Raw genomic sequence first — 449 nt, forward strand, 5'->3', positions numbered from 1 at the left:
GCCCGGCCGAACCGATTTCACGGAGTACGGTCCGGAGCCGACCGGGATGTGCAGCGACGACTGGTCGAAGGTTTCCGGATCGATGGCATGGCTGGGCAGGATCGGTGTCGCGGTCGCCAGGATCAGCGGAAACTCGCGATCGGACTTCTCGTTGAAGGTGAACTTCACGCTCCTGTCGCCCACTTTTTCCATCTTGGCGACGGGCGTCAGCCGGTTGCTGAAGGGCGTGCGTCCCTTGTCGCGCAGAAGCTCGAAGGTGAAGATGACGTCTTCGGGGGTCACGGGCTTGCCGTCCGACCATTTCGCTTCCGGGTTGAGATTGAACTGGATGAAGCTCCGCGCCTCATCCATCTCCACCGTCTGCGCCAGAAGTCCGTAGAGTGAGAACGGCTCATCGGCCGAGCGCTGCATCAGCGGCTCGAAGACAAGGTGGCCGAACTGGGGATCCC

1 protein-coding gene is annotated in these 449 nt (G+C 62.1%); it reads right to left on the bottom strand.

Features of this window, described 5'->3' with window-relative positions; all coding sequences use genetic code 11:
• Positions 1-449: ABC transporter substrate-binding protein (locus R0J92_RS21740; protein WP_411053166.1), on the bottom strand; the 449-nt coding region annotated here is incomplete at both ends.

Origin of the sequence: Tritonibacter sp. SIMBA_163 (assembly GCF_046535935.1) — a bacterium.
Taxonomy (GTDB): domain Bacteria; phylum Pseudomonadota; class Alphaproteobacteria; order Rhodobacterales; family Rhodobacteraceae; genus Epibacterium; species Epibacterium scottomollicae.